Source organism: Halobellus rarus (genome assembly GCF_024494595.1).
In the GTDB taxonomy this organism is placed as follows: Archaea; Halobacteriota; Halobacteria; order Halobacteriales; family Haloferacaceae; genus Haloquadratum; species Haloquadratum rarum.
In genome coordinates this window covers 166,785-186,799 of the sequence record NZ_JANHDI010000010.1, presented here as the reverse complement: position 1 = coordinate 186,799, position 20,015 = coordinate 166,785, and the positions used below count along the sequence as shown (strand labels likewise).

At 53.8% G+C, this 20,015-nt stretch carries 17 protein-coding genes; 9 read left to right on the top strand and 8 right to left on the bottom strand.

Features of this window, described 5'->3' with window-relative positions; all coding sequences use genetic code 11:
* Positions 1 to 10: 10 nt before the first annotated feature.
* Together NO876_RS13070 and NO876_RS13065 are read left to right on the top strand one after the other, a co-directional pair.
* Positions 11 to 580, top strand: a complete 570-nt coding sequence (locus NO876_RS13070; protein WP_256422107.1) for a hypothetical protein — start codon at positions 11 to 13, stop codon at positions 578 to 580.
* On the top strand, positions 580 to 1,587 hold the full coding sequence (locus tag NO876_RS13065; RefSeq protein ID WP_256422106.1) for a Kiwa anti-phage protein KwaB-like domain-containing protein: 1,008 nt from the start codon (positions 580 to 582) through the stop codon (positions 1,585 to 1,587). Before NO876_RS13070 ends, NO876_RS13065 begins: the two co-directional genes overlap by 1 nt.
* A gap of 42 nt (positions 1,588 to 1,629) precedes the next feature.
* Here NO876_RS13065 and NO876_RS13060 read toward each other — a convergent pair whose 3' ends face one another.
* Complete coding sequence (locus NO876_RS13060) at positions 1,630 to 2,109, bottom strand: hypothetical protein (RefSeq protein WP_256422105.1); 480 nt, start codon at positions 2,107 to 2,109, stop codon at positions 1,630 to 1,632.
* A 123-nt stretch (positions 2,110 to 2,232) separates the two neighbouring features.
* Here NO876_RS13060 and pglX point away from each other — a divergent pair, with 123 nt between their 5' ends.
* Positions 2,233 to 6,429 carry a BREX-5 system adenine-specific DNA-methyltransferase PglX gene (gene pglX, locus NO876_RS13055; RefSeq protein ID WP_256422104.1) on the top strand — a complete coding sequence of 1,399 codons (4,197 nt, stop codon included), beginning with the start codon at positions 2,233 to 2,235 and terminating at the stop codon, positions 6,427 to 6,429.
* A gap of 47 nt (positions 6,430 to 6,476) precedes the next feature.
* Here the strand turns inward: pglX and NO876_RS18200 are convergent, their stop codons facing one another.
* Positions 6,477 to 6,671 carry a DUF8011 family protein gene (locus NO876_RS18200; protein ID WP_465260934.1) on the bottom strand — a complete coding sequence of 65 codons (195 nt, stop codon included), beginning with the start codon at positions 6,669 to 6,671 and terminating at the stop codon, positions 6,477 to 6,479.
* A gap of 201 nt (positions 6,672 to 6,872) precedes the next feature.
* On the opposite strand from NO876_RS18200, the gene NO876_RS13050 reads away from it, so the two are divergent.
* A complete protein-coding gene (locus tag NO876_RS13050) occupies positions 6,873 to 7,703 on the top strand; it encodes a hypothetical protein (RefSeq protein ID WP_256422103.1) in 831 nt (276 codons plus the stop codon).
* Between the two features lie 216 nt (positions 7,704 to 7,919).
* Here the strand turns inward: NO876_RS13050 and NO876_RS13045 are convergent, their stop codons facing one another.
* Entirely contained in the window at positions 7,920 to 8,831 is a 912-nt protein-coding gene (locus tag NO876_RS13045) for a hypothetical protein (protein WP_256422102.1), read from the bottom strand.
* A 219-nt stretch (positions 8,832 to 9,050) separates the two neighbouring features.
* Here NO876_RS13045 and NO876_RS13040 point away from each other — a divergent pair, with 219 nt between their 5' ends.
* From NO876_RS13040 to NO876_RS13020, 5 genes are all read left to right on the top strand, one after another.
* A complete protein-coding gene (locus NO876_RS13040; RefSeq protein ID WP_256422101.1) occupies positions 9,051 to 9,284 on the top strand; it encodes a hypothetical protein in 234 nt (77 codons plus the stop codon).
* Positions 9,285 to 9,374: 90 nt separating this feature from the next.
* Entirely contained in the window at positions 9,375 to 9,803 is a 429-nt protein-coding gene (locus NO876_RS13035) for a hypothetical protein (protein ID WP_256422100.1), read from the top strand.
* A gap of 241 nt (positions 9,804 to 10,044) precedes the next feature.
* Positions 10,045 to 12,198 (top strand): BREX-5 system phosphatase PglZ, encoded by a 2,154-nt coding sequence (gene pglZ, locus NO876_RS13030; RefSeq protein WP_256422099.1) that lies wholly within the window; start codon positions 10,045 to 10,047, stop codon positions 12,196 to 12,198.
* 76 nt (positions 12,199 to 12,274) lie between these two features.
* On the top strand, positions 12,275 to 12,751 hold the full coding sequence (locus NO876_RS13025) for a group I intron-associated PD-(D/E)XK endonuclease (protein ID WP_256422098.1): 477 nt from the start codon (positions 12,275 to 12,277) through the stop codon (positions 12,749 to 12,751).
* Positions 12,748 to 15,654 carry a helicase-related protein gene (locus NO876_RS13020; RefSeq protein WP_256422097.1) on the top strand — a complete coding sequence of 969 codons (2,907 nt, stop codon included), beginning with the start codon at positions 12,748 to 12,750 and terminating at the stop codon, positions 15,652 to 15,654. Before NO876_RS13025 ends, NO876_RS13020 begins: the two co-directional genes overlap by 4 nt.
* 5 nt (positions 15,655 to 15,659) lie before the next feature.
* Here NO876_RS13020 and NO876_RS13015 read toward each other — a convergent pair whose 3' ends face one another.
* The 5 genes from NO876_RS13015 to NO876_RS18065 form a co-directional block, all read right to left on the bottom strand.
* Positions 15,660 to 16,016 (bottom strand): DUF8160 family protein, encoded by a 357-nt coding sequence (locus NO876_RS13015; protein ID WP_256422096.1) that lies wholly within the window; start codon positions 16,014 to 16,016, stop codon positions 15,660 to 15,662.
* Entirely contained in the window at positions 16,013 to 16,780 is a 768-nt protein-coding gene (locus NO876_RS13010; protein WP_256422095.1) for a ParA family protein, read from the bottom strand. Before NO876_RS13010 ends, NO876_RS13015 begins: the two co-directional genes overlap by 4 nt.
* An 89-nt stretch (positions 16,781 to 16,869) precedes the next feature.
* Entirely contained in the window at positions 16,870 to 18,900 is a 2,031-nt protein-coding gene (locus NO876_RS13005; RefSeq protein ID WP_256422094.1) for a minichromosome maintenance protein MCM, read from the bottom strand.
* 217 nt (positions 18,901 to 19,117) lie between these two features.
* Positions 19,118 to 19,645 carry a hypothetical protein gene (locus NO876_RS13000; protein WP_256422093.1) on the bottom strand — a complete coding sequence of 176 codons (528 nt, stop codon included), beginning with the start codon at positions 19,643 to 19,645 and terminating at the stop codon, positions 19,118 to 19,120.
* Positions 19,638 to 20,015: a MarR family transcriptional regulator gene (locus tag NO876_RS18065; protein ID WP_345780757.1), complete on the bottom strand. Its 378-nt coding sequence runs from the start codon at positions 20,013 to 20,015 to the stop codon at positions 19,638 to 19,640. The genes NO876_RS13000 and NO876_RS18065 overlap by 8 nt, the downstream gene beginning before the upstream one ends.

The window sequence follows — 20,015 nt, the reverse complement described above, 5'->3', positions numbered from 1 at the left end:
AGAGGCTATAATGAGCAATATCCCCAGCTGGGGGAAGTCGCTCCTCTTCGCCAGTTCATACGCTCCGCTATACCTAGTTATTGCGTTTCAGACCCAGATAGTCAGATACGAACTATTCGGAATTAGCACCCCAGTCTATCACTTTCTCGGTATACAGCTATCGCTAATCGCTATCGTAGCCCTTCTACTCTCAGCTATCAGCGTTACGTTTCTCTTGGCCTTAATTTATATCAACCGCGATGATGAGGGCGAACTCCTAGAGCTAGATCACTACGAAAACCGAGGTGACCTCGTTAGTGAATATGTTATCGTGTACATTTTCCCGTTTGTCGTCTTGGACTACTCTCAACTCTCGAATATGCTGTCGTTCATTGTTCTATTTCTCACCGTTGGAGCGTTACAGATCCGATCAAACCGTCTATACATCAACCCCGTCTTAGCCGCTCTTCGATATGATGTATACAAAGTACGCGTTGATGGCGATGAGTTGCTTCTGCTCTCCAAAGATCATCTTGAAGGCAAAGAGGTGTCAGTAAAGACAACAACTATCAGTAAGGATGTGTGTCTTTCAACTAGATAATGTCGATGGGGGATAAGCTTCGAGAACTCAACACCCTACTGGACGAACTCAAACAATCAGAGTCAGACAATAAGGGTCGTGATCTACTCGTTGCAAGAAGATTCGAGAACAACGACGGTATCGGAGAAGAGGATATCGAGTACGAATTCGAGCGTATCAAGATTGACGATAATATTGCTACGGAACTGGAAGACCTCATTCGTGACAAAGTAGATAATAAGGTCTCTGCACTCAATAACGACACAAAGCGGATTGCCGAGTATGACATCCAGAATCGGCACAAGGATGAGGATGTTATTGAGTATGAACCAGTAGAAAATATTCCCCAATTTGAGAGGTTTGAGCGACTCTTCAACGGGCAGCGCTTCTCTAGCACGCGATACACGGAATCACCGAAGCCAGAGTTCCAGTCGATCCGAATCCAACATAATGATCTCGACCAGCCAATTATTGCGTTCATCAACTACAGTCGTCGTCAAATCTTAGGTCGGACTTCGTGGCTAAGGATGAAGGTTGGATCCGAAACCCACCGCAAGGTTGACGATTCGCTCTTGGGGATTCCTAACCGCCTTGATGCCGTCTATTATGACGGGATGTTATTTGTGTTCAACCACACGAAGTTCGAGAACGCCTTCGGTTATATGGATGCGTATAAAAAGAATGCCGAAGAGATGCTTACTGAATTAGAGGATGGAGACATCCCATTCGATAACTTTCAGATGTTTTCCGATGCAGTCCGTGGCAACCCGAATGCGCTTCGTCTTCTACAAGAAGTCAAAGAGCGCGGGGTTTACGAGGATATGGACGCTGACGATGCATCGTTAGTCAGAGAGGAGTTTGATACTGACTTAGAGTTTGAGGAGCGTGAGGACGGGACACTTGCGATTACGATGGAGAACAAACTAGACGTGTGGAAGGTCCTCCGCTTCTTCAACGATGACCATCTGAATTCTCCGATTACCGAACAGGGATACGTTTCTTTAGCGAAGGAAGACGCTGGCGATTGATCATACAATCAACGGTACGGTATAGTACTCTTCGTACGTGAACTATTCAGAGTCTATTTGATCCCATTCTGCTGGGTCTGTTTGGAAGTCATTCTGCTCTAATCGCCGAAGTTCTTGAAAGCTATTGGAGCGTTCCTTGATCTCGTTCCATGCCATTCGAAATGCAGGCCTATTTAGGTTTGACTCAATGCCTGCCTGCCAGTTTTCCCACGTCTCTTTACTCACTCGTTCTTCAAACCGCAAGAACACCTGCTCGTTTGAAAGGTCAACGTAGTAGTAGAGATCTGAAAACTGATCTTTGAATTCCTCTTCCGTTAGTTCATCTCCCAAGAGTGCCTTCACCGGCAGATCCCTTGCCAACTCTCGATATTCTCGAGCCAGCTCGTCCTCAAATTGAGTTGTAGCTTGCTCTTTTCGGAGCTTGACCTGTCTGTAGGTCAATGATACAGTTCCTACTGCGACCATAATCGCTCCTGCCTGAATGATCGGTGCCCACGTCCGTAGAACGTCGATCCATTCCATACGATGGCCACTTGTTTTACTCAGATAACTTTCAGACCATCGCTACGCAGTCGCGGTGACTCCTTTTATCGCCAACCTATAAGACATTCCTGCGGTTCGATAGAGGTATACTGAGTATTTCGTATGGAACACGATTCTCCCTCTCAACGGAAGGCGCAACTGGACAAGGCCGAACGTGAGTATCTCGAGGACGTCGTCGCCGAAATGCGCGACCGCGTCGAGGACAACGTCGAGTTCCAACTGACGCAGAAGGGACTTGACGACGAGCCCGAAGACCGTAACGCCCTCCAGGAGGACGCACAACAGATCGCCGAGGCGATCGAACTCGAGGTCGTCGACGGCGAGTCGTGGTCGGAGGCGTTCGACGAGTACGTCACGGGCGTCGGCTACACGATCGTCAACCGCCTTGCGGCGCTGCGCTGTATGGAGGTCCGGGACTTCGTCGACGAGGAGGTCACCGTCTTCAAGGAGAACGGCCTCACACCGGCCGCGGAGACGCTCGTTCACAAGGAATTCCTCTTAGAGGACGAGGCGATCCTCCAGGCGTACCACGACGTCTGTGACGAGTTAGCCGAGGAAATCGAGATCCTCTTCGACCGGGAGACGGCCTACAGTCAGCTCGATCCGGACGACGACACCTTCGAGGAACTCTGTGGGATGCTCGACGAGGTGCCCGACGAAGTCTGGCGAGCAGACGACGTCCTCGGATGGGTCTACGAGTACTACAACCGGCCAGTCGTCGAGGCGCTCGACGCGAAGAATACGCTCGAACCGAGCGACGTCGGTCCTGCCAACCAGTTCTATACGCCACACTGGGTCGTCCGGATGCTCGCGGACAACTCTCTCGGAAAGCTCTATCTCGAAGCGACCGGAAAGGAGTCGACAGTTCCTGAGCCGGAGACGCTGTCCCCCGAAGAACGCAAGGAGCGTCTCGTCACACCGGAGGACTCACCGTCGGTCGCTGAACTCTGTACGTATTTGATTCCCGACGAGGAAGATCAAGAGGCTCCCAGTTTCGACCATCCGCGTGAACTCCGCGTCATCGACCCGGCCTGCGGAAGTGGCCACTTCCTCCTCTATGCCTTCGACATCTTAGAGCGCATCTGGTGGGCCGAAACCGACCTCGACCGTGGGGAGATTCCCGCGAAGATTCTCAAACACAACCTCTACGGCGTCGACATCGACCTGCGCTCCTGTCAGCTCTCGGCGTTCAACCTCTATCTGAAGGCGCGAACGCGGGCGGAAGACGAAGACAACGATGCCTTCGAGATGCCGAATCTTGGGATCGTCGCCGCCGACGCCCGTGTTGCGGAGGTCGAGGAAGCGCTTGACGTCCTCGATGAGATCACGGGCGAAGGGACAGAAGTCCGGAAAGCGCTCGACGAGGTCATCGAGGAATTCCAGACGACGGAGGCGCTCGGAAGTCTACTGGATGTCCAAGGCGCACTCGAAGATGAGTTTATGGAAGACCAGACCGACGTGATGGAGTGGGGCGGCGACGGCCCGCATACCCTGAACGAATTTCTGCGGAAGTTGGAAGACGCCGTTGATGAGCGGACATCGGATTCTTTCGGTGAGCAGAATCTTCGGAGCTTCCTCAACCTCCTGGTGGTACTGACGCAGGACTACGACGTTGCGTTGATGAATCCGCCGTATGGATCACGAGGACGGATGCCCGATGGCGTACAAGCGTACGTCGAGGAGCACTACGATTACACGACGGAGTACTATATCAATTTCTTCGAAGCGTGTGATCGACTCGTCAGTACGAACGGTCGCGTCGGGATGCTCGTTCCCTGGTCTTTTATGTTCAATAGCTCATTTCGTAACTTTCGAGAAGATTTCATTGGAGATCGGGGTTCGTTCGACTTTTTCACAGAATTTGGATATGATGTTCTGGACAACGCCACAGTTGGTACAGTTGGTACAGTCGTTCGATCTCGTGCAACGAGTGGGGAAACAGGGACGTTTATTCGACTACCGGATGTTGACAAATCAGACAAAGAAAAAGAATATCTCAATTCTATATTTGTTCCCTCTGAAGACCCTCCTATCCAGCGTCTGTACCGTCGTGATCTGACTGAATTAAGCATTATTCCTGGTGCCCCCCTATCATATTGGGTCCCTCTAGAAATACGTAAATTATATGATACTCCTCACATCCTTGACGGCGGTCGCGGGTCTGAAGACCAATCAGGGATTGGCGTAATTCGGCAAGGGATAGCCTCTGGTAACGATCTACGATTTGTGAGAAAGTTTTGGGCAACCTCTGACGAGTATTGGGCTCCGTACTCAACCGGTGGAGAAGATACCTGGATACTACCACGGATTCAGGAGACGATTTTATGGGGGGAAGATGGAAAAGAGCTACAACGTAGGTCTGTCGGGAACGGAACACCAAGCAAAAATCGGTACTTCACGGGTGGGATTACATATAATCGTATCAAGCGCGATGGTCGTCGCTTTGGGTATCTACATTCTGAATCGGTTTTTGGCAGCAATGGGCCAACTATCTTTGCTGATGATGTCGAATGGCAACTCCTATCATACGGAAACAGTCGCCTTTTCACCTACCTTATGTTGTGCAAAACTTCTGAAAGAATGTGGCAAGTAGGTATTCTTGGTGGCGTACCTTGGAACAAAGCGCTTGAAAATGAAAAACTCAAAAAGCTTGCCAAAGATTCTGTTGGAGGGATAATTGCCAAACGTTCATATGAATTTGATTCGCCCCATTATACTGTACCTATCCTTCTGGATCTACTGGATAGTGGTAATAGCCTTCCCCAGTACCGGCATCCTCATCGAGATCTCAGAACTAAGGTCGATACCATCGAACCAAGAGATTATGTGGACCGGTCCGAATCGCTGAAGAACATTGGGGTTGCAGCAGCACAGCATCTTGAATATATTGAGAAGCAAATTCATTCGTACTCCGACGCCATCGATAACGCAGTCTTCGACTGTTTCGATATCAACGACGACCAACGCGAAACGATCCTCCAAGAGATCGCGCTTCGAACGATTGAGGACCCTCGTGAGAGAGAAGCGTACGATCCTGAATCCATCACCGAGCCCGGAGATGACTTCCCGGAGATGGTCAAGGACCTGCTTCTCCACCTCACGCTTCGAATCGTCCACGAGGACGACGACGGTATCGTCGCCCTCTCGGATGTCGACCGCGAGAGCGACCTCCTCGCGCGGATCAAGGACGAGTTCGAACGGATCTGGGGCGAATACGCCGACGCTCGCCTCGCCGAAGTTGACGACCTCCTCGGGAGCCGACCTGCGGACGAGGAGGCCTATCCCAACCTCCGGGCGTGGCTCGAAGACGACCTCTTCGAGTACCACGTCTCGAAGTTCGACCGAACACCGATCCTCTGGCGGCTGACCACCGAACGGCTCGTCTCCGATCCCGAGGGCGAGGGCTTCGCCTGCCTGATTGACTACCACCAGCTCGACGACGGCGTCTTTGACCGCCTCCAGAATCGCTATCTCGAACCCCGGAAAGCCCTCCTCCGAGAGCGCCGCAGTGCGGCTAACCGCCGACGGAGTGATGACTCCCTGTCGGCCTCCGAGCAGGCCGAGGCTGCCGATGAGTACGCCCGCTGTGAGAGCGGTCTTGAACAGATCGCTGTCTTCGAAGACCGCCTTGCCGAACTCGCACAGTCGACCCCGCGGGAGTGGTCCGATGAGAACCGAGCGGCGGCGTCCGCGGCGGCCGAACAGGTCGCAGCGTTCCGCGAACAGACTGCCGATCGATTGGAGGCGTTGGAGGAACTCGCGAGTATGGACGACGTCGATATGGAGGACCTCTTCAGCCCCTCCTTCTACGAGACTGTCGAAGAGAATCGCGAGGAGTGGATCGATGCGCTCGAGGAACTGGAAACTGCCTTCGAGGCCTACGCGGAGGACGGCTCCGAGCCAGTGGAGGCACATCTGTACGATCTCTTCGAGTACTACGATGATCTCGTCGGCTCCGCGCACTACGCCTCCAACGGGATTCTCTTCACCACCTACTACTACGAGCAGTTCGAGGACGCCGGACAGACGACGATCGCTGACGGTGGTGACACTCGGCGCGCTGAACTACTCGCCGAACTCGCAAGCGACCTTGAGGAGTACAGGGAACTCGCTGAGGAGATCAGCGAGACGTGCGATGAGGTTGCAGCCGATATTTCGTCCGACTGGGCCGACCGAGCCCTCTCGGAGATTACGACCGCTGGCTACCGGCCGAACCATAAACACGGCGTCGAGATCAATATCACGCCGCTCGCGGAGGCCGACCTCGTTCCGAAGACTGTCGACGACACGGTACTGTAACCGCTTTTCGTCATATTTTGAGCTGTCGGATCTATCATACACCAAAATTATGCTGATCCCGGTTCGCGTCGCTCTAGAGGCAGCGATTCGGCGAACCCAGAGAATCCAAACGCGAGACCAGTAAAGAGGAAGAAGTGGGAACTATTGAGTACGATACCAGTGTACACCCACGCAATGAGGCAGATGGACGATAAGGACAAAAAGATGAGTCCTTTCCTTCGTCCATCTGGCTTACGAAACACTACCCGCTAGAATATCCCCATACCTACAAGCAAGAGTTCGACCCGATAAAGTGTACGGATGACTGAAAAAGTAGTCTATAGTATCTCTCTCCTCGTATTGACTCCCATCGGGTCAGAACATCTCACTTTCTGAGGATTTCAACAGAGCCACTTTATATTATACCGGCAAATTCCTAACACCGGACAGTCAGATATCCTGTAATGGCAAACGACCAATCGCTCCGTGAGCAGTTCCGGGGTAACGTCGATTCCAATCTTATTCGGGACATACTGTTGTTCTTCGTGTTGCCCTCGTTGATTTTGATCGCAATCTACCTGTATCCCGGAAGCGAGCAGGCGTTGGAATACGAAGCACGGAACCCGACTGTCGTCGGCATTATCGGGTCAAACCTCGCGCATCGGAACATTTCACACATCCAGTCAAACATTATTGGCTATTGGATTCTCGGCGGTGCCTCCCTACTTTTGATGCGCGTATCTGGCTCCGCTGCCATCTACCGATACGCATTCGTCGCTTACATCCTGATTCTGCCATTCTTTGCCAGTTGGACGATTCTTCAAATTTTCTCCGATAGTCCAGATATTCTTTCCCGGTTCGAGAGCGTCGGGTTCTCACAAACAGTCGGTGCCGTTACAGGCTTCTTGCCAATCGCCATAGCATACTACTACTCCGAATTGACCGGCGACACGCGCTGCATACAAGTTTCACTCGGATTGTTCGTACTTGGATTCGCCGTCGCGTTTTATAGTCTCGGCGAAGTGAATAATACCGTAATTCTCCTCGGAGTGCTCGGGGTTGCGGGACTCCTGTATATGTCTTATCAACTGGTTCAATCGCCCGAAACGCTAGCTGAACCGGGGCTACCATTTCTTGGGGGCTCCGTTGTACTGTACCTCTACGGCTTATTACTCCTATTTCCGCCGTCTGCGCCTGGAGGGATTTACGGACATATGGCGGGTTACGTATGGGGCTACCTGCTCCCAGCGGTCGGTATCGCAGTGAAGACTGGCTACGATGAACTACGCAGCTGAACATCAGCCCAGTCATCAACGGAGTGAGGATGTCTCTGTTAATACAACGGTGGGAAGATCGCCCCGACCCCTGTAGAGCGAACCCCACTATCAGGAAATCATCTAAATGATGATCTGGATTGAGAAGCCGAAAACCAATTAGAAGAATCTCCATCGCGGCTCTGTTGAAATCCTTAAGAGGTGATAGAATCGGCGTGCGAGATACAGATGATCACATCAGCGTTCTGCGTCGTAGGTCGCTGACTCGCGGTAATCTTCTAACTCGTCACCGTGTTCTGCCTCGGCGTGTTCACCGATGGCTTCAACGAGTTCTTCGGCGGCCTCGTAGTGAAAATTGATGCGACGTTCGATGTTGATTGTGTCGCCTTCGACTTTCTCGTAGTGATGATCCGCGCCTTTTCTGTATCCGTCGGGCCCGTAAGTGTCGATATCGGATTCGATGACGTTCACTTCCTCCAAGCCTACACTCAACGTCATTTCTGTACTACCCGTATTCTCGTCGATGAATTGGCCGTAGCGGAAGGGAAGTGAGAGGTTGTGCTGCGCGTATACTCTGAGCCCCATTATTAACCGTTCTTCTTCCTCAAATTCTTCCTTCGCTTTCTCTACGGGGCCGTCGGTCGGGATGTTTGGTTCGATTGTTTGGAGGATTTGGTTGAAGGTGTAGGCGCTTGCTATGTAGTTGTGGACATCAGTGTTAACCCGGCGGCCAAACTCTGCTCCTTTGTCGTCGAATCCCTCGTCTCTGAAGGTGTCACAAGCGTCGTGGATGCGGTCTCTGTTCTCCCAAAGGATGGCAAGTGCCACATTGAGTTCACCGAAGCCCTCTACGAGTTCTCTCATCGGGTGCGTCTGTCTGTGGAGTGATTCCTTCCGTGAGCTGGAAAACATATTCACGTGATTATCGTCTTCGTCGAGTCGGTTGGCTTCGTAGCTGAGGAGCTGTCTGTCGTTTTCTACGGTAATTTCGTACTCCGCTTCGCATCCGGGACAGGAGTGTGGGGTGGTGTACAGGCCGTCGTCCTCTCTGGTGAGCCGGTTTGCTTGTATGACGAATTCTGTTCCGCAGTTGTAGCAGGCTATGTCAGCGAAGAGACCGTCTATCAGGCGTTTGAGTTCGGTGTCCATAGCCGTGAGTGAAATACAGAGCCTGTCATAGAAAGCTTCGCACGGCTCTGCCCGTCCAAGTCTTGTCAAGACCCGCGTGCAAGATACGCGCCCTGTATCTCGCACGACTATCGGGACACCTCTTTGAGCTGGCAGAAACCTTGACGCTCCATACGCAATCAGAGTCTCACGGGTGATTCAGCCGTGCAACCGTGAAATAAACACCGTGACAACTCTTCTATGACACCCTGGGGTACTGAGCTACGGATCGACTATCCTCTCCTCGGGTACTCTCTGACGTTTGTGGGCTTGGTAACTGACTGGGGGATTGTCTATCTCGTTTACCGTGAAATCAGCCAGATCCGAGATGAGGTTGAACAAACGAAATATGAGATCGAGGATGCTCGGTCAGAACTTGAGGATACGAGATCAATAGCTGAAGGGGCAGAGGAGAAGGCCCAAACTTGGGGATGACCCAGTCAATCCACTCTGCTAACAGGCTTGTGTAGCAACGAAGCGGGCCGTGGCTGGTTTCAAGGTAAATGAACGAATACTCGAACGATAATGTCTCTCGACCAAGAATACGGAGATCGGTTCCTCGGTAATATCGAAGGCGTCGCTGTCGCTCTCCTCGCTGGAGCCTTTTCTATAATGGGGGAATCGCTGGCTGAGGTTTCCGAATCTACGGGGAGTATTACAGCCGATGGCTCAATTACCACGCTCCTCTTTGTTCTCCAAAACTATCCCCTGATCATCTCTCTCGCCGGGCTGGCTATTGTCACTCTCTCCGCTGGTCTATTCGGTATTCTGGGGTTCGTCTTCGAAGCAGCGGGAACGAGCGTGTTCCTTTCTAACCCCATCGCCGGGCTGGTGATGTTCGCAATTGGTGCGGGGATCATCGTCATCGGAGCAAGGCTTTGGAGTTGGATCTCCTTCATCGAGTGGCTCCTTTCTAACCGCCGCAGTAGCTCAGGGAGACACAGACGATTCTGATGTTCCGAGTTCCGAAGGACGTCAGCGGCCCCCTAGTTTTCACAGTCTGTGTAGCCCCAGCCTCTGATTGTTGAGATACATTAAAGGCAATTGTGTGGCTCTGCTAGTACACGAATCTACCACACATGGAACGTGATGCTCCTCTGTGCCAGTTTTCTACTTCAATTGGGAGCCGTTTGGGTCCTCAGCTGATTCCAGATCTCCAAGTGAACCATCCTCTGATCGACGGGGAGCAATAACTATGCCCGCCACGAAAACCCTCCCCGAGTGCGCCCGAGACGCCATCGAGACGGCAATCACCGACGCTCAGGACGACGATCCGGTCGTCCTCTGGTGGGACGACGGTGGCCACCTCGCGGAGATCGTCGAGAACGTCAGCCACCAACTCGGCTGTCGGTTCCGAGCGGCCGAGCAGACCCCGCTCGAACTCCGGACCGATGCTCCCCGCGATCGAACCGTCTGGTACGTTCCCCAGCCGAAACGCGACGACGTCGATTGGTTCCGGGATGTCGAGAACACTGGCGGCGTTGTTGAGGCCCATATCGGCAAGCTCGCGGCACGGTGTTTCGAGAACGACCGCCTCCAGTCGGCGTCCATCCGTACCGCCTACGAGGAGGCTGACGACCGCGAACAAGTCGCGACGACGCTCTACCAGGAACTCAATGGCGACGGTGGACTCCCCTCGCTCAAAGGTCTTCAGACGAAGATTGTCCTCGACGGCAACGATGATCCCGTAAGGATCGTCCTCGAACACGGCACCGAGAACCTCCCCGATGACCACGATGACCTGCTTCAGATCCGCGACTTGCTCGTTGACGAGGGTATCGCCGCGGTCGAGGGCGTGACGGACGCGGAGGTGATTGTCGATCGAACTCGACGCTTTGCGGTCGCCGAGTGGCTCGTCGACGCTGGCCTCGATGAATCAGCGCTCCCAGCCGAGTACCGTCCGGAGCCCAGTTCGGGACTCGGGATTTCTCGCCCGGACCTGCAGTCGTTGTTGAGCAAAGTCGATAGCGACCGAGCCGCGGAGCTGGCTGGAACCTACCTCGACCCGAACGCAATCTTTTGGCACGATGTCCTCCGAACGTATGATGACCCGTGGGAACTCGCCGACTGTCCGGTCGACGCGACGCTTGAACACCAGTTGTGGAACGCGTGGAAGCGCACGTACCGAAACGGCGAGTACGAAACCTGTATCAATCAGGCGACTGAGCGCCACGATCGTCTCGAGACGACCTACGGCGACGTTCCGTGGACTCGAACCTGGGCACAAGCGACTGAAGTCGCGAGGCTCGCCCACGAACTCGATACGTGGGAAGAACGCGGCGACACGACTGACGTCGTCGATCTGTACGGCGACGTTGATCGAGGGACGTGGCAGATCGACAACGCCGTATACAATCTCATCATCTCGGGCGAACCCGAAGCTGACCTTCACGAGGAACACCCCGCGACGGCGACGCTCGGAGAGTTACGAACCTCACTGACCGAGTCGCGGTATCTTGATTACCTCACCGAGCTCGGCGATCTGGTCGTCGACCAGATCGAGGCAGGCTCCCCGTTCGTCGGCGAAAACTACGCGCATCAGTTCTTCGACCAGGAGAAAGAACACCTCCAGAGCGGCCAGAGCGTCGCGCTGTTCATCGTTGACGCGCTCCGCTTTGATCTCGCTCACGAACTGGCCGCATCCATCCGCCGGAAGCTCCCGAGCCTCGAAGTCGACGAGACCCCGTGGGTCGGAACGCTCCCTTCTGATACGGAGTTCGGAAAAGCGGCCCTCACACCGGGAAGCAAGTTCAGCTTCTCTATCGAGCTCGAGGATAGCGAACTCGTTCCCAAGCGCAATGGTCGGGAAATCACCAATTACCGACGAGAGAAGCTCCTCGCGGAAGATGGCTGGAGCTACATTATGCAAAGCGAGGACGACGATTCGGGCTGGACGAACCGCGTCGCCTACTACTGGAACGACCTCGATAAGACCGGTGAAGAGGAACTCACCGACTTCGAATCGGTGTTTTCGGACCGCATCGAGACGATCTCGGAGATCATCTGCGAGAAACTCGACCAAGGCGAGTGGGATCGGGCGTACATCCTGTCTGACCACGGATTCGTCTCGCTACCGCGGAGCGTCGACATCGACGACATCTATCCGCCAGCTGATGCCGCAAAAGTGACGAGACGCTGGGTCGCCGGCACTGACCTCGACGACGCACCGGGTGTACTCCTCGACGAGAACGCCCACCTCGGCTATCTCGACGACAACACGGAGATCAGTGCCCTCACGGATCCGATCCAACGGTTCCGAAACCAGGGGCTTCCCGACGCCCGGTTCTATCACGGTGGCGTTCTCCCCCAAGAGTTCATCTTGAATTTCGTCACGATCACACAGGAGTAACAACAGTACCCCATCAAACTGTGAGCTATGATGCTACTCATCTACCATCCCTGGCCGTCTGGAGGCGAACAGAGTAATGAGTCGTAATACGGGCCACGTCGATGGGGAAGTAGCGGAATTCGCCGTCGCGGCTGATCTCGTTCGCAAGGACTGTCGTGTCTCCTATACCCACGGCCTGTACAAGTACGACCTCGTTGCTGACAAAGACGACGAGTTGCTTCGCGTCCAGGTCAAGAAAGCAAATCAGCTAACTGAGTCGCCCTGGAAATATCGGATCTTCACAGACCGGTACGAGGAGGGACAGGTCGACATCTTTGCCGGCTACATCGTCGATCTCGACGAGGTATTCTACGCGACGTACGATGATGTCGGCTCTAAGGAGTTCAGGATCAACACGAAGCAACGAGACGAGCTTAGTAAATCAAACGCAGCACGAGCTAAACTCCTCGAGGAGTATACGTTCGAACGAGCTATCGAGCTCGTACTGAACACTGAGGACCCATCCGACAAGCGCGATGAGGAGACTACATCTGCCCACTCGAGTGATCTATGAGTACGTTCAATCCGGGCGATGCGATCGTCCTCAACGGAACCGCCGCAGAGGTCATCAAGACCTACTCGGTCGGAGATCTCGACTACCTTCGGGCGTACGTCGAGGATCAAGGCGTCAAAACGGTCTGTATCGATGACGTCGAAATCGAACCGCAACGCGATTCACTCGCCGAGTTGGAGCCGTCGATAGCTGACCAACTCCATCCCGACCACGATCTCGTCTCGGCCGAATGGTTCGATCTCCGATCCCAAGCGCTTCAGCTCCAGATCGCGCACGAACAGGGCCAGCTACTGAGCATCTCGAATTCGTTAGTCCGACTCGAACCCTACCAACTCGACGCGGTCAACTGGGTGATGCAAAAGCTCCGTCAACGGGCGCTCATCGCCGACGACGTCGGTCTCGGGAAGACAATCGAAGCCGGACTAGTTCTCAAAGAACTCTCCGCCCGAAATCGTGCCGATCGCGTGCTGTTTGTCGTCCCGGCCCACCTTCAGAAAAAGTGGATCCGAGATATGGACCGCTTCTTCGACATCGACCTCACGCCGGCGGACAGAGAGTGGGTCGAAGGCGAGCGACGCCGTCTGGGAGATGCGGCGAATATCTGGGATCAAGACCACCAACGGATGGTGACGAGTATGGCCTTTCTCCGGCAGGACGAATTCCAGCCCGCACTCGAGGATTCGTTCTGGGATGTTGTCGTCGTCGACGAGGCACACAAGGCCGCCAAGCGTGGTGAATCCCCGAGCCAGACGTCGAAGATGGTCGAGCGGGTCACGGGCAACTCCGATTCGTTGTTGTTACTCAGCGCGACGCCCCACGACGGCAAGGGCGAGGCATTCCGCTCGCTCGTCGAGTATATCGACCCGTTCCTCGTCGCGGAGGATCGCGACCTCTCGACGGACGCCGTCGATCGAGTGATGATCCGCCGTGGCAAACAGACGATCTATGACGACGACGGCGAGCGCATCTTCCCTGACCGAGATGTCCGGACGGTCGGCATCGAGATGAGCCACGAGGAGCGCCAGTTCTACCGCGCCGTCACCGATTACGTGAAACACGTCTACAACCGCTCCGAGCAGCTAAACGAGCCTGCAGTCGGCTTCGCGATGGCGCTTATGCAAAAACGGCTCGTCAGTAGTATCGGAGCGATTCAGGCGACGTTGAGTCGTCGATTGCGAGATCTCGTTGACGAACAGTCGACGGGGACGGATCTTTCGGAAGAAGCGGCTGCGTATCTTGACGGTGAAGACCTCGACGAAGACGACAAACAGCACGCCGAAGAAGAACTCGCTGGGTTGACCGTCACCGAAAGCGACGCCCAACTCGAAGAGGAGATCGAAACGCTTCGGGATCTCGTCGAACTCGCCGAAGGCATTCCTGTCGACTCGAAAGCCCAGAAAGTTCGTAGGTACATCCAACAGCTCCTGGAGGAACAGCCCGACGAGAAGGTACTACTGTTTACCGAGTACCGCGATACCCTCGAGTATCTTCTGGACCTCGTGAAAGACGAACCGTGGGCTGACGAAATTCTCGTCATCCACGGCGACGTCGATAAGGAGGAGCGTGCTCGCATCGAAGAGGAGTTCAACCACGGCCAGTCCCGTCTACTCTTTGCGACCGACGCGGCGAGTGAAGGAATCGACCTCCAGCACAGCTGCCATATTATGGTGAACTACGAGTTGCCGTGGAATCCGAACCGTCTCGAACAACGGATCGGGCGCATCCACCGTTACGGGCAAGACAAGGAAGTCAAGGTCTGGAACTTCTCGTTCGAGGACACTCGAGAGGGAGAGATTTTTGAGATGCTCCAGAGCAAAGTTGAGAGCATTCGCGGCCAACTCGGCAACACTGCCGATGTCCTCGGGATGCTCGACGACATCAATATGGACTCGCTCATTATGCGATCCATTCGGAACGAGGAGCCTCCGAGTGCAACCAAGGAGGAACTCGAAGACCTCATCGACGAGCGCCAACAGACGCTTCAGGAGTGGTACGAGCGAAGTCTCATCGATACGAGTACGTTCGATCAAGAGAGTCGCGAGAAGATTCAGGAGGTAATGGATGACTCCGAGGATGTCTATGGCAGCGAGGGAGACATCCATGAGTTCGTCGAACGTGGCGTCGAGACGCTCGGTGGTGACGTTGAAAAGGCAGGAACGAACCTCTATCGAGCAACGCTTCCTGAACCGCTCTACGACGGCACGGACGAGGAATATGGACCATTCACGTTCAGCCGGGAATTCGCGATGGATCACGAGGGGATTGATTACGTCTCTCCCGATGCCGACCTCGTCCAGCGACTGATGGAACACGTCCTCGCGACCGAGAACGGCAATGTCGGTTTGAAGCTCCTCCCGTTCGTCGACGAGCCTGGACTCACCTACACGTACCGGGTAGGGTTCGAAGACGGGACTGGCGAAGTCATCCGCGAAGAGTTGCTCCCGGTCTTCGTTGACCGAAACCACCACGATCCACGGCATCGACTGGGAGAACGCGTCATACAGGGCGATAGCATCAAGGGAACGCCGGATGCGGAAAGTGTTCGATCGCTCATTCAGGAACAGCCGCAGTTACGCGAAGCTGCGGATAGCTACGTTAGCAAGCACGTCGAGTCGCTTCGAGAAGATCTCCACGAGCGTCGCAGAAGAGAGACGCAACAAGAGCTCGATGACCTCGAGGAATACGCCGATGCTGAGCGGCAACGAATCGAGGAGTTCATCGACGAGTACGAGCGGAAGGCCGAGGCCGGTTCCAATATGGACATCGCAATTCGGGGTCAGCGAGAGCGACTCTCTAAACTCGAACAACGAATTGAGGATCGGCGAGCAGAACTCCATCGGAAGGCACAGGTAATCTCGTTAGCTCCCTCTGTCGAAGGACTATGCCTTACGCTTCCTGTCTAATGTCTTTAGATGTCTAAGATGTCTTTGAGGTCTTTATCAGTTAAGCCTGCCTCGATAACAGCCGGGTAATAATCTCGATTCTTCTCGAGGGCTTCGCCGTGCTGTCTTTTGTGTTTGGCATTGAGTTCATCAAATCGAATATCGAGTTCCTGCCGGATCTCCTCGGGAAGATACATCAGAACGCTTGGTCGGTCCTTGACAGCACTACCTGTCTCTGACAGAGTAGAATCGCTATCGTCGGTCGTCATAGTCGTCTTAGACGTATTAGACGATATCTCTTCTGTGTTGGGGTCTTCCTGATCTTCTGTATCTCCCTGAAACCGTTCCCGGAGACGGTCTGATCGGTTGCCTCGGTCCGTCATACTGTCCCCTCCAAATGTGTCGCAACGGCAGTAAATACGGATTCCATATCGGATTCTTCCTCGTGTTCAAAGATAGAAACACCGTTGTTCCACGCTCGCTTTAATGCGACGCGCTTTCGAACCTCCCAGACAGGAAGCTGTCCTTCAAATGTATCTTCAAACCACTCCATCATTTCCTTTGCCTCCCCATCGTGTTCCACGCGATTCGCCACGAGTCCAAGTTGGGTAATCTGGACGTCGTAGCCCCGTTCGATTGATTCTATTTGGTCATACAGAATCTCAAGCGCACGAATGGAGGTTCCTTCTGCAAGCGCTGGGATCAACACGTTTTGGCAGGCGAGTAGCGCATTATCGGTGAGATGCCCCAACGAGGGTGGACAGTCGACGATTATGAAATCGTAGTCGTGATCGAGATTATCGAAGAGTAATTCCAGTCGTTCCCGAGATCGCATCGCACCCGTCAGATCCGTTTCAAGCGTGAACATATCGACGTTTGAGGGAATGACATCAAACGCTTCGTGTGAATAGACAATCTCCGCAACTGTTCGATTTTCGTCGATCGTCTCGAGAACGCTTCCGAAGTGTGGTTTGGCGGAATCATACGTGTCTGCTAATCCTACTCCCTCGGTTGCGTGACCTTGGGGATCCAAATCGGCGAGCAGTACTTCGTGGCCACGATTGGCAAGCGCTCCCGCAACGTTGATCGCGACAGTTGTCTTCCCTACACCGCCTTTCTGATTGCTTATTGCTATTTTTGATGTCATAACTATTTTAGACGCTTATGCTATCTATGATAGTATAATTCTTTAGGAGACTATCTCGGTCATTGATGACTTGAATACAGATCCTGCCGCTAGGTTGCCCTGAGCTGGCCCTGTAGTTCGTATACCTGGCCCCGATTTTTCAGCGATTGAATGTCGTTTTTGATCTTCGTCTCTTCCTCATCTATGATGTCGGCTATCTCTGCAACCGTGATCTCCTGTTGGTCCTCGATAATGGCGAGAATCCGCTTTCGCCGTGTCCGTTGACTCTGCGACTGTCCTGTCTCGATTACATCTGCATCGAATGACCCCGTCTCAGGGTCAATCCCAACTTGTTTCATCGACGTTCTAACGAGGGTTAGGGCTCGCTCGATATCGTCTTTCGAAACGTTATCATCGAGACGAACCCGTGCAGAAGCTTCTGCTAGCCGCTCGATTGCCTCCTCCTGTCGAAACGTTACTGGAACCGGATTCTCTTGGTCTTCCTCGTTAGCCAGTCGGAGCTTTAGAAACTCTTCACGGAGATACTCCCGCGCATCACTGTTCGTTTCGGGGAGATACGGTGTTACCTCCTCTTTCGCATACGCGACATACGCTCGAAGCGTCTCCGCCGGAATTGCTGGCTCGACGCTCTGTCGTTCTTCTTCGGTTAGTTCGTCTCCGAGTTCTTGTTTTGCTGCTGCCCGCCGTGAGCGAATCATATGGTCGATCACCTCTCGATCATCGGCCAAATCCGGCGAATCAGAGACCATAAACATCAGATCGAATCGGCTCATCAACGTAGGCCCCAGATCGATCTGCTGAGCTCTGGATTGGAACGGGTCAAACCGACCCTCTGATGGATTTCCTGCAGCAAGCAGCGCCGTCCGTGAATTTAGCGTCGCGTTGATGCCTGCCTTGTTGACTCGGACTTTCTGGCTCTCAAGAGCGTCGTGCATTGAGGAGACCGCCTTCTCTGGAACTTTATCGATCTCATCGAGGCAGGCGATCCCTCCATCGGCTAAGACGAGTGCTCCGGCTTCAAGTCCCCACTCGGAGTCACCAAAGTCATCGGCCACTGCAGCAGCCGTAATGCCCGCTGCTGTTGCTCCTTTTCCAGATGCGTATGTTGACCGTGGGGCTAGCTTATCAACTGCTTGGAGGAATGTCGACTTCCCGCAGCCAGGATCACCCAACAAGAGAATATGAGAATCTCCACGCGCTCGGCCGCCACGAGACCAGCCACCGAACATTTGGAGACCGATAGCGAGTTTGATATCCTCGTCTCCTTTGTGCTCTGGATTGATCGAATCGACAAGTAATTCGTACGGATCGCCTTTCTCGCCACTCGCGATGGCAGCGATCTCCTCGTGGTAGTTTTCGACGTCGATGTCTTCATAATCGCTCTCCTCACGAACGACCGCCTGAGCGTCGACAGTCGTGTCAAACGACCGTGACTGTTTCTCAGTCGCAGTTTCGATATCCAGTACGCCAGTCAGGGTAATTCGATCACCTGCCTCGAATTCTCGGATCAGATCATCCTCAAGGTGGACGTCGATCGTTTCCCCTTCTCCGCCATTGGTTCGTTCTGGCGGTTGTTGTATACGAGCATACTGGTGGTCAACCCACTCGCTTGCTGTATCAACCAGCACGAATGGCCCTTGTCGTTCACATCCTGAACACTCGTGAGGCTCTGCTAACTGGTCGCCAACTTGTGGGATCTCTGTTTGGGTTCCACAGCGTTGGCATTCGAAGACAGCGGTCTGGATTCGGGGTTTTACTGCACTTACCTTCTGGACTTGCCCGCGAATATCCAGCATTGTCCCGATATTCCGATGTCGTGAGACTTGTTCGACATCCAGTGAGTCGGGGAGATTATGGATACGTACGTGCGCGCCTGTGAGGTCGACGTCGACAGGAAGATCACAATATCGAAGCGCTTCGTTAAAGCATTCGAGCATACGCTCCGGTTGCTCACGTAGATCCTTCGCGACATCTGGGTCAAATCGATACACATCTCCGTAGTCGACATACAACGACTTCTGATCGCGAGGGAAGCGTATGGCGAGTGTTCCAATTTCCTCCCAGTAGTAATCTCGGAGGAATTGTATCAGTTCGTCCGTGAGCTCTTGTGTGATGGGCATCGTTCTTGATCTGTGGACGCTCCACAACACCGTTCCAGGAGTGTGGTCTCCGGAACGGAGCGAGCGGAGCGAGCTGTCTTTAGCGTACTAACGACTAATCGACACTTCATTCAAACCCGCTCTATCCCGCAATTACACCGGATAGAGGGAACGCACGGACTCCAAGTAGATCACGGAGGGGGCTTCCTCTTCGACAACTGTTGTGGAGCTTCCACAGTCATCGACCTCCGTGTTGCCCGACGACTTCTGTAGGGAGGTCACCGGCCTCAAGATTCAGCTTCAGCCGACTACGTCCACTCGAGTTGCTCTCATACCAGAGAACGTCTCTATCTCCGACGAGACGCTCTGCGCGATCCATATCGGTGTAAACCGTTGTCCGGTCAATAGCTGGATACTGTAGTGCGCGCTCGGCTTCTTCTCGGTTGAGCGACGCCTTCGCTGTGCGACCGCGCTCGCGTTCTCGCATTGCCGCTCGTCGGAGATGTTGGATCAATGCGACTGATCGTTGCTTTCCACTCATCTCATCGCTACTCTCGACGAGCCGGAGAAGATCTGTTCTCGTGTCGATCTGCTCTATCGAGGCCTGAAGATCAGTCTGACCCTCCTGTATGCGACGTTGCTCCGCTCTTATCTCCTGCATCTGATCTTGCAGGTCTTCAATTGCGTCCCAGGCATTATTGTGCCCCTGCTGAAGCGCTTTCAACTGCCCTTCTAATTCTGTGAGGGACGGCGTTTCGCTACTCATAACTCTTCTCTCCATCGCTGGAGCAGCGATCTACGAGTTCGTCGAACCCTTCTTCCTCGAGCATCTCTGGGTTAACTCCGTATGTTGTTAGACGCTCAACTTTGCCCTGCCGTTCTCCAACCTTGACTACCAAGCCTCGATCAATAAGGTCGCTCGCGCGTTTCGTTCCCGCGCTTTTGTGAATACCAACTAATCCACCGATCTCTGTTTTTATCACTGGCTCATTTTCGGCGATAGCCGCCAAGATCGTCGAATCAGATTTGTTTTCGGGCCAGTCGACGGGCCTACCTGCTGCTTCGAAGAATTCGCGAGTCAGTAGGTGAGTAGATAACCCCATTAGTTCTGCAACCTCTCTTGAAGAGAATTCCAT

Coding starts and splice junctions, on each gene's coding strand:
- NO876_RS13015 (WP_256422096.1), bottom strand. CDS start 16,016: ATGACGGACCGAGGCAACCGATCAGACCGTCTCCGGGAACGGTTTCAG.
- NO876_RS13000 (WP_256422093.1), bottom strand. CDS start 19,645: ATGAGTAGCGAAACGCCGTCCCTCACAGAATTAGAAGGGCAGTTGAAA.
- NO876_RS13020 (WP_256422097.1), top strand. CDS start 12,748: ATGAGTACGTTCAATCCGGGCGATGCGATCGTCCTCAACGGAACCGCC.
- NO876_RS18065 (WP_345780757.1), bottom strand. CDS start 20,015: ATGGAATTCTCTTCAAGAGAGGTTGCAGAACTAATGGGGTTATCTACT.
- NO876_RS13065 (WP_256422106.1), top strand. CDS start 580: ATGTCGATGGGGGATAAGCTTCGAGAACTCAACACCCTACTGGACGAA.
- NO876_RS13010 (WP_256422095.1), bottom strand. CDS start 16,780: ATGACATCAAAAATAGCAATAAGCAATCAGAAAGGCGGTGTAGGGAAG.
- pglZ (WP_256422099.1), top strand. CDS start 10,045: ATGCCCGCCACGAAAACCCTCCCCGAGTGCGCCCGAGACGCCATCGAG.
- NO876_RS13060 (WP_256422105.1), bottom strand. CDS start 2,109: ATGGAATGGATCGACGTTCTACGGACGTGGGCACCGATCATTCAGGCA.
- NO876_RS13070 (WP_256422107.1), top strand. CDS start 11: ATGAGCAATATCCCCAGCTGGGGGAAGTCGCTCCTCTTCGCCAGTTCA.
- NO876_RS13035 (WP_256422100.1), top strand. CDS start 9,375: ATGTCTCTCGACCAAGAATACGGAGATCGGTTCCTCGGTAATATCGAA.
- NO876_RS13045 (WP_256422102.1), bottom strand. CDS start 8,831: ATGGACACCGAACTCAAACGCCTGATAGACGGTCTCTTCGCTGACATA.
- NO876_RS13005 (WP_256422094.1), bottom strand. CDS start 18,900: ATGCCCATCACACAAGAGCTCACGGACGAACTGATACAATTCCTCCGA.
- NO876_RS13050 (WP_256422103.1), top strand. CDS start 6,873: ATGGCAAACGACCAATCGCTCCGTGAGCAGTTCCGGGGTAACGTCGAT.
- NO876_RS13025 (WP_256422098.1), top strand. CDS start 12,275: ATGAGTCGTAATACGGGCCACGTCGATGGGGAAGTAGCGGAATTCGCC.
- pglX (WP_256422104.1), top strand. CDS start 2,233: ATGGAACACGATTCTCCCTCTCAACGGAAGGCGCAACTGGACAAGGCC.
- NO876_RS13040 (WP_256422101.1), top strand. CDS start 9,051: ATGACACCCTGGGGTACTGAGCTACGGATCGACTATCCTCTCCTCGGG.